3 protein-coding genes are annotated in these 2,840 nt (G+C 62.7%); all 3 read right to left on the bottom strand.

The features are described from left to right. Positions 1-39: 39 nt before the first annotated feature. The gene (locus tag EN935_RS29730; RefSeq protein ID WP_109660119.1) at positions 40-489 is read right to left on the bottom strand and encodes a VOC family protein; all 450 of its coding nucleotides are present in this window, start codon (positions 487-489) and stop codon (positions 40-42) included. 3 nt (positions 490-492) lie between these two features. Beyond that, positions 493-1,272 (bottom strand): SDR family oxidoreductase, encoded by a 780-nt coding sequence (locus EN935_RS29725; protein WP_109661315.1) that lies wholly within the window; start codon positions 1,270-1,272, stop codon positions 493-495. A 97-nt stretch (positions 1,273-1,369) separates the two neighbouring features. Further along, on the bottom strand, positions 1,370-2,840 hold a 1,471-nt coding region (locus EN935_RS29720; RefSeq protein ID WP_164771438.1), incomplete at its 5' end, for an aldehyde dehydrogenase.

The following is a 2,840-nucleotide window of genomic DNA, read 5'->3' as shown; positions in this document are numbered from 1 at the left end:
CCCCGTCTCCTTGTCCAGCCCCAATCCTTCGCGCGAAGATCATTTGCCGGGCAGATTGGTCGCCCGCGTCAGCAGGATCACCCCCGCCTTGTCGGCTGTGTCGTAGTAGGTGAAGCCGGTGCGGTTTTCCCGGCGCCCGCGCATCAGCACGGCAAGTCCGTCGGTTTTCGCCTTGGTTTCGGCTGCGTCCGCATCACGGACCTCAAAGCCGATGTGGAAGACGCCTTCACCCTTTGTATCGAGATGAATCCGCTGTGGTGAAGGATCGTGGTTCGGCTGGCACAGTTGCAGCTGAGTGTTCGGCAGGTTGCAAATCCGGTATTGCATCGCCTTGAAACCCTCCGGGCTTGGGACCTGGAGTTCTTCGTATTCAGCCAGCGGCGGATAGGACTCCCATGGCCCGATGCCGATGGAGTCATAATAGGCCTGCGCCTTGTCGATATCGTGCACGACGATGCAGATGTGATGCAGCTTGTCGAAGTTACCCATTTCTCACTCCTTGATCGGGACCGTATAATTCAGCACGCGGCGCCCTCCGTCGGGGTAGATCGTCTCGCCGGTAATGTAGGAAGCGTCGTCGCTGGCCAGGAACGCCACGACCGAGGCGATCTCGGCTGCCGTGCCGAGGCGCCCGAGCGGTGTGCGCGAAAGAACCGCCCGCCGCATTTCTTCCGAGTCGATGAATGTCCCGTCCATGACCATGTCCGTGGCGATAGTGCCCGGGCCGACACCGACCACGCGGATGCCGTGGGGAGCGAAGGCGACGGCCGCGGTGCTGGTGACCTGGTTCATGCCGCCCTTGGAGATCGCGTAGGTGGCGACGCGCGGGTTGGCGAGGCCGGAATTGATCGACGACATGTTGATGATAACGCCGCCACCACCCTGCGCGATCATCTGCCGGGCTGCCGCCTGGGTGCCCATGAACGCGCCCTTCAGATTGACGGCGAGAACCCTGTCGTAGTCCGCCTCTGTGATGTCGAGAAAGTCTTGAACCGGAGCGATGCCGGCATTGTTGACCATGATGTCGACACGGCCGAACTTCGCTACCGCCGCCGCAACCAGCGCATCGATCTGGTCCTTCTTGCTGACATCCGTAACGAGAGCCAGGACGCTGTCGGTGGTGCCGATTTCAGCGGCACATTTTCTCAGTTCCGTGGCATCGATGTCGCCGAGCACGAGCTTCGCGCCTTCGGCCAGAAAGCGTTCCGCGCAAGCGCGTCCGATGCCGCGCGCCGCTCCTGTGACAACAGCCACCTTGCCTGCCTGTCTCATGTCCAGTCCCTCGATCATTGTAAGTCGGCCACCGTCTCAGGGAGCGATGTGCCGAGCTTGGCCACGGATAAGGAAGATTCTCCCACCGAAGCCTACCCTAGCGGATAACGAAGGGATTGGCGGTCTTGCCGGCCGTGTCTATCCACACCGTCTTGGTCTGCAGATAGGAATTGATGGCCTCCTGCCCACTTTCGCGACCGATACCGCTCCTCTTGTAGCCGCCGAAGGGCGCCATGTAGGAGACGGTGCGATATGAATTGATCCAGACCATCCCCGCTTCCATCGCGGCCGCGCCGCGCAGCGCCCGGCCCATGTCGCTGGTCCATATCCCGGCCGCCAGTCCGTAGGGGCTGTCATTGGCAATGGCGAAGGCCTCGTCCTCGTCGTCGAACGGAATGACCGACAGGATCGGCCCGAACACCTCTTCACGCGCGATCCGCATTGTGTTGTTCACGCCGGTGAAAATGGTGGGCTCGACGAACCAGCCCTCGGCCAGTTCACCGGAAGCCGGCTTGCCACCGCCCAGCACGCAAAGTGCACCCTCGCGGCGCGCGATGCCGAGATAGGACAGCACCTTTTCGCGCTGGGCTTGCGTGGTGATCGGCCCCACCTGCGTCTCGGCCAGCGCCGGATTGCCCAGTCGAGCGCTGGCCGCCAGCATTATGACGCCCTCCACGAACCGGTCATGGATCTTGCGATGCACCAGCAGGCGTGAGCCGGCAATGCAGGTCTGGCCGCTGGCCGCGAAAATGCCTGATATCGCGCCGTTGACCGCGCTCTCAATATTGGCATCGTCGAAGACGATGTTGGCCGATTTGCCGCCGAGCTCCAGCGTGACGGTCTTGAGCTGTTCGGCAGCCGCTCGATAGACCGCAATGCCGCCGGGCTCGCCGCCGGTAAAGGCGATCTTGGCGACGTCGGGGTGAGCAACGAGCGGCACGCCGACATCAAGCGGCATGCCGGTGACGGTGTTGACCACGCCAGGGGGAAAGCCCGCCTGCGCAAACAGTTTCACGAACTCCAGCGTCGAGGCGGAGGCATGTTCCGACGGCTTGATGACGACAGTGTTGCCGGCTGCCAGCAGCGGCGCGAGCTTCCAAGTCAGAAGCAGAAGCGGCGAGTTCCACGGCACGATTGCCGCAATGACACCCAGCGGCTCGTGGCGGGTGAAAGCAAACATCCCTGCCTTGTCGATCGGCAGCACCGACCCTTCGATCTTGTCGGCAAGACCGCCGAAATAGCGGAACCATTCCGGGATATAATGCAGCTGCGCCGTCATTTCGGTGATCAGCTTGCCGTTGTCACGCGTCTCGATGGCGGCAATGCGATCCGCATTCTCGGCGATCAGCTCAGACAGTCGCACAAGCAGCTTGCCGCGCGCGGTGGGCGTAATGCCGGCCCATTCCTTCGACCGGAAAGCCGCTTTGGCGGACGCCACGGCAGCGTCCACCTCGGCCTCTCCGCCGCGCGGGATCAGCGCCCACGGCCTGCCGGTAAACGGATCGTGGCTCTCGAATGTATCGGCTGTCGATTGGAGCCGACCGCCGACCGTGTTCTGGAAACTGACC

This window comes from Mesorhizobium sp. M7D.F.Ca.US.004.03.1.1, from assembly GCF_003998635.1.
Taxonomy (GTDB): domain Bacteria; phylum Pseudomonadota; class Alphaproteobacteria; order Rhizobiales; family Rhizobiaceae; genus Mesorhizobium; species Mesorhizobium loti.
This window is presented reverse-complemented; position numbering and strand designations above follow the sequence as displayed.